The 4,492-nt window shown below is 56.8% G+C and carries 8 protein-coding genes and 1 pseudogene; 1 reads left to right on the top strand and 8 read right to left on the bottom strand.

Features of this window, described 5'->3' with window-relative positions:
* The 8 genes from V7Q10_RS15440 to V7Q10_RS15475 all read right to left on the bottom strand — a co-directional run.
* On the bottom strand, positions 1 to 370 hold a 370-nt coding region (locus V7Q10_RS15440; protein WP_333870030.1), incomplete at its 3' end, for a flagellar basal body L-ring protein FlgH.
* A gap of 11 nt (positions 371 to 381) precedes the next feature.
* Positions 382 to 798: a flagellar basal body P-ring formation chaperone FlgA gene (gene flgA / locus V7Q10_RS15445; protein ID WP_333870031.1), complete on the bottom strand. Its 417-nt coding sequence runs from the start codon at positions 796 to 798 to the stop codon at positions 382 to 384.
* The gene (flgG, locus tag V7Q10_RS15450; RefSeq protein ID WP_333870032.1) at positions 798 to 1,583 is read right to left on the bottom strand and encodes a flagellar basal-body rod protein FlgG; all 786 of its coding nucleotides are present in this window, start codon (positions 1,581 to 1,583) and stop codon (positions 798 to 800) included. Before flgG ends, flgA begins: the two co-directional genes overlap by 1 nt.
* Positions 1,584 to 1,592: 9 nt before the next feature.
* Positions 1,593 to 2,303, bottom strand: coding sequence for a flagellar hook-basal body complex protein (locus V7Q10_RS15455; RefSeq protein WP_333870033.1), 711 nt, complete (start codon positions 2,301 to 2,303; stop codon positions 1,593 to 1,595).
* Between the two features lies 1 nt (position 2,304).
* On the bottom strand, positions 2,305 to 2,571 hold the full coding sequence (locus V7Q10_RS15460; protein ID WP_333870034.1) for a flagellar biosynthetic protein FliQ: 267 nt from the start codon (positions 2,569 to 2,571) through the stop codon (positions 2,305 to 2,307).
* Entirely contained in the window at positions 2,568 to 2,858 is a 291-nt protein-coding gene (gene fliE / locus V7Q10_RS15465) for a flagellar hook-basal body complex protein FliE (RefSeq protein ID WP_333870035.1), read from the bottom strand. The genes V7Q10_RS15460 and fliE overlap by 4 nt, the downstream gene beginning before the upstream one ends.
* 10 nt (positions 2,859 to 2,868) lie before the next feature.
* Positions 2,869 to 3,249 carry a flagellar basal body rod protein FlgC gene (gene flgC / locus V7Q10_RS15470; RefSeq protein ID WP_333870036.1) on the bottom strand — a complete coding sequence of 127 codons (381 nt, stop codon included), beginning with the start codon at positions 3,247 to 3,249 and terminating at the stop codon, positions 2,869 to 2,871.
* Between the two features lie 8 nt (positions 3,250 to 3,257).
* Positions 3,258 to 3,644 carry a FlgB family protein gene (locus V7Q10_RS15475; protein WP_333870037.1) on the bottom strand — a complete coding sequence of 129 codons (387 nt, stop codon included), beginning with the start codon at positions 3,642 to 3,644 and terminating at the stop codon, positions 3,258 to 3,260.
* A gap of 82 nt (positions 3,645 to 3,726) precedes the next feature.
* On the opposite strand from V7Q10_RS15475, the pseudogene fliI reads away from it, so the two are divergent.
* Positions 3,727 to 4,492 (top strand): annotated as a pseudogene (gene fliI / locus V7Q10_RS15480) (flagellum-specific ATP synthase FliI); the annotation flags it as partial.

Consider the following 4,492-nt stretch of genomic DNA (forward strand, 5'->3'; position numbering starts at 1 on the left):
CAGTAGGCAGGCCCTTGTTCAGGCTTTGCGGCAAACCGAACAGAGAGGGCACGCCCATCGATTGCGAGCCTGACCGCGACCGACCAGAAGTATTTTTCATCTCGGCGCTATCATTTATCTCAATCACGACAGTGAGAATATCCCCACGACGCATCGCCCGCCGGTCACCGAACAAAGAGCTGCGCCCAGCAGTCCAAAGCGATGAACCATCCGTGGGCACCGCGGGCAGAGACTCGACTGGCATCGAATTGGAATACATCGCGTGATGCTGATAGCTGCCCTCAAGCGGCGTAAAGCTTGGAGCGCGGCCAACCTGACTAAGGTCACCACAAGCCGTTAAGAAAACTAGAGAAATCATAGGCAATCGCATCGATAAGTCCTTTAGGAGGTGGGAAGAACGCGCACTATTCCATCCGAGCCAATTTGCCCTGTGACTTTGCTGCGCGATGTAAGATTCATGACTTCGATGCTTTCGCCCACGCCGCCGCGCGCCAAGGCACGGCCTTCGGTCAAGATCGAGAGGCCTGCGGTCGTATAGGCAAGCGTGACAATTTGATTGCGTTCAATCACCGCACTTGGGCCCAGATCAGCAAGACGAATTGGCCTACCGGCATATATTGCCACTCTGGTTTCCAGACCAATCGCCTGACGAGGGTCAGTCACCGCCCCGTCTATATACATTTCGACCATGGTGACATCTTCTGCCGCCAGCGTCGATTGCGGGCGAATGGTGCGAGTGGCGATCAGGCTGTCAGCCAGCACAGGCACAGGCATCAGCAAGAGCAGAACGCGCCACATTACCTCACCTGCGTTGTGGCTGACAGCATCTGATCGGCTGCGGTGATGACCTTAGCATTCAGCTCGTAGCCGCGCTGCGCTTTGATCAATTCTGTAACCTCGCGAACAGAATCGACAGTGCTTTCTTCCAGATAACCCTGACGTAGGGTGCCCAAGCTGTCCAAGCCGGGGGTGCCGGGGTTCGCTGTTCCAGATGCCGGTGTTTCCACAAAAAGATTCGAGCCAATCGCTTCCAGCCCCTTATCATTTGTAAATCCGGTCAGGGTAAGCTGACCCAAAAGTTGGGGCTGCACCTGATTGGTAAAACTCGCCCAGATCTCACCATCGGCGTTGATTGCAATAGACTTGGCATCGGTTGGCACCGTGATCCCAGGCGCGACCTGATAGCCATCAGCATTCACGATCAATCCATCTGCCGAGCGTTTAAGCGCCCCATCGCGGGTATAGGCGGCGCCACCGCTGGGCAGCGTCACCTCTAGATAGCCTTTGCCTTCAATCGCCAGATCAAGGTCGCCGCCGGTGGCGGCCAAAGCACCCTGCCCCAAAACCATCGAGACCGAGGACGGGCGAACCCCCATGCCCATCTGCACGCCCGTGGGCAAAATCGAGCCGTCTTGTGCCGAAACGGTCCCAGGCGCCGAAAGCTGCTGATAATGCAGATCGGCAAAATCAGCGCGGCGCGGATTAAAGCCAGTCGTCGACATATTGGCGAGGTTGTTTGCAACCACATCAACCCGCATTTGCTGCGCGCTCATCCCCGAGGCCGCGATTTGAAGTGCGTTCATCGTGTTCTCCTATCGGCCCAGCGTGTCAACGACGCCGCGCATCCGTTTATCTTCTAGATCCATAAAGCTTTGACCCATCTCATAGGCGCGCTGCACCTCGATCATCCGGGCGATTTCCAGCACTGGATTTACGTTGCTGTCTTCCAGATAGCCCTGCATCAGCTTGGCACTCTGGGCGGGAACCACCGCATTGGCCGAAAACATGGTGCCCGCCTGATGTTGCAGCGTTAACGGATCGGCGGCCTGCCAAAGCCCGATTTGTGCCAAGGGCGCGCCATCGGCCGAAACCGTGCCGTCTTGCGAGACAGAAATTGCCATCGCATTTGGCGGCACGATGACCGGCGCGCCACCGCCATCGAGCAAACGATATCCGTCATTATTCACCAATTCTCCGGTCGGAGCGGGCGTGAAGCTACCTGCGCGTGTCAACCGTGGCCCATTGGGCGTTTGCAGTTGAAAAAACCCCTCGCCTTGAATGGCAAAATCAAACGCAGCGCCGGTCCGTGTGATGCCGGCCTGAGTCAAGTCAATCACCCGCACATCACCCGTGGCCATCGACAAGGAAGGGCCATCTTGGCCGCCGCTGATATATTCTTCAAACATCACGCCTTCACGGCGAAAACCGTTGGTCGAGATATTAGCGATATTGTTTGCGACAACCTGCATCTCGCGCATCAGGCCCGATTGCCGTGTCAGCGTAGTATATCCGGCTGCATCCATGTTAACCCCCTACAATTAAAGGAATAATACGGTCTGTGAAAAAGGCCACCAAAGTGGCAGTCATAAAGCTCATCGAGACCCAGAACACCGCCAGCATCGCTGCGACCTTTGGCACGAAGGTGAGGGTGTTTTCTTGGATCGAGGTAAGCGCCTGAAACAATCCGATGACGATGCCGACAACCAGCGCCGCCGCAAGCAACGGGGCTGACATCAGCACCGCCGCCCAAAGCCCCTGACGCAGAATGTCGTAGATCGCCTCTTGCGTCATACCGGCATCCTCAGGATTTCCTGATAGGCCTCAACAACCTTATCACGCACTGTGGCAACGGTTTCGACGGCAAGCTGCGTGCTTGCCAGAGCTTGCACCAGCGCATGAGGGTCTGAATTGCCCGTCATTGCTGCGCGCGCAGTTTCTTCGCCTTGCTGAAGGGTTTCGGCAAAGGTGCCCACCAGACGGCCAAGCACTGCCTCGCCACTTTCAGGTTTAGTCTCAGGCGCGACGGCTGATCGCGCCTGAGCGTAGTTTTGGGTCACGAGTGAGGTTTTAATATCCATTCTAGATCTCCTATCGGCGCAGAAGGTCGAACAGGCTTTGCGTCATTTGACGGGTCTGATCGAACAGTTTGAGGTTCGCGTCATAGCTGCGCTGCGCTTCGCGCGCGTCCGCGATCTCGACCACCAGATCGACGTTCGATCCATCATAGTGGCCCGTGCTATCCGCAAGCGGATTGTTTGGATCATAAATGCTTTCAAGCGGAGTCTGATCCAAATGGACACGCGTAGTTTCAACCAAGCCTGTGTCCATAGCCTCTTGAAAACCAACCGTTTTACGGCGGTATCCAGGGGTGTCGGCATTCGCAATGTTTTCCGAAACATGCCGCAGCCGCAGTGCTTGCGCCTCCATTCCAGAGGCAGCAAAAGAAAGGGATGTAGAAAAATCGCTCATTTTAGCCCCTACCTATTCCGGCCAAGGCTGGCGCGCAGGATATCGCTGGTGTTGCGATAAATTGCCAAAGCCATTTCATGGTCTTTGCGCACATCGGCCATTTTCACCATCTCTTGCTCAAGCGAGACGGTATTGCCATTTGGCGCGGCAGAGCCCTTGGCGCGGCGCAAAAGCTTTTCCGGCTCTGCGCCATCATCGGCAAAGCTATGTTTCGGCCGCGTCGAGCGCATTTGCACAGCGCTGTCGCGATAGGTTTCGGCAAAGCTTGGAAGATCCATCGCCTTGAAGTTTGGCGTATCTGCATTTGCAACATTCTGAGCGATGACACCCATACGATCGCCGGCGCGCTGCGCCATCGCATTTGCCATTCTGGTCAGTTGTAAACTTTCAAACATCGGGATTCTCCCTGCTTCGCTTCACTAAGGCTTAAGGGTGATTCCTTTAGAAAGGGTAAGCAGCGAACAAACGGAGAATCCGATGGGCCATATTTTCGATACACTTTGTGCAGAAATTTCAGCAGTTGCAGTTTCCAATCTGCTGGGCCGCGTTGCAGAGGTGTCACGCGGCACGGTTTTGGTCTCGGGGCTAGGCAAAGCCGTGCGCCAAGGCGATCGTGTGCTGATTGGCAACAGGCTTGCGGGGGAGGTGCTAAACCTGACGGCGAGCGGCGCCTTGGTGCTGACCGAAGGTCCGCCAGAAGGGCTGTCGATTGGCACCGTGGTCGAGCTTTTGGGTGCGACAACGCTTGCGCCCGACAATTCTTGGATCGGCCGCATCCTTGACCCCTATGGCCGCCCGATGGATGGCAAACCACTGTTTCGCGGGCTTAAAGCCCGCGCGCTGCGTGCCGAAGCGCCACCCGCAGCGGCCCGCCGCCGCATGGGGGGGCGTTTGTCGTCGAGCATTGCGGTTTTTGACACCTTGCTGCCCTTGGTGCGCGGGCAGAGAATTGGTCTTTTTGCGGGTTCGGGCGTTGGAAAATCCTCTTTGTTGGCGAAATTTGCCCGGGGTGTCGAGGCGGATGTGGTGGTGATTGCTCTGATCGGCGAGCGTGGCCGCGAATTGCGCGAATTTGTCGAACGTGTGCTTGGGCCGGAGGGGATGGCGCGCTCGGTTCTGGTTACGGCCACATCTGACCAATCAGCGCTGGCAAGGCGGCGCTGCGCGCTGGCCGCCATGACGGTCGCCGAACATTTTCGCGCGCAGGGCCTTCATGTTCTGCTTTTGGCCGATTCGATCACCC

Origin of the sequence: Cypionkella sp. (genome assembly GCF_036782355.1) — a bacterium.
GTDB lineage: Bacteria > Pseudomonadota > Alphaproteobacteria > Rhodobacterales > Rhodobacteraceae > Cypionkella.